We start from the raw sequence: 495 nt of genomic DNA, 5'->3' as shown, positions 1-495 counted from the left end.
ACAGTAGAGATTCCTTACTCTAATAAAGATACTAAAGAAGTTTATGTATATGGTGGGGAAGAAAACTCATTCGATATCAAATTCAAAGATGATAGCGGAAAAATTGCAAGTGCTACTGTAAAACAAGGGGGTAACAGGGAGTTTGATCCTGTTACTGGTGAAGCAGATACCATCAATACTCAATATGGATTTAAAGCAAATGTTATCACTACTGAAACACCAGCAACAGCAGATGCACCAGCAGTCATTACTTATAGAGGTACACCAGCAGCGACAGATGGTTTGACACAAGACAGACTAACTGCAGCAACTAAAGGAGAGAATCCAGCCGGTTTGCCTCTAGGATGGCGTTATGCAACTGCAACTGATACTGATGGTGCACTTGTTGAGAATAAAGCCGTAGGTAGCTCAACTGCAACTGACCCAGGTGCATTCCGTGTTGTGCTTAAGCCACAAAACCAAAAATATGATGTTGCAACTCCAACCGAAAAAGTT

At 41.2% G+C, this 495-nt stretch carries 1 protein-coding gene; it reads left to right on the top strand.

Annotated features, from left to right (window positions below; genetic code table 11):
- On the top strand, positions 1–495 hold a 495-nt coding region (locus AX662_RS10725), incomplete at both ends, for a hypothetical protein (RefSeq protein WP_197414657.1).

The organism is Streptococcus sp. CCH5-D3 (assembly GCF_001556435.1).
In the GTDB taxonomy this organism is placed as follows: Bacteria; Bacillota; Bacilli; order Lactobacillales; family Streptococcaceae; genus Streptococcus.
The sequence above is the reverse complement of the archived record's forward strand: the minus strand, read 5'-3'. Positions and strand labels throughout refer to the sequence as shown.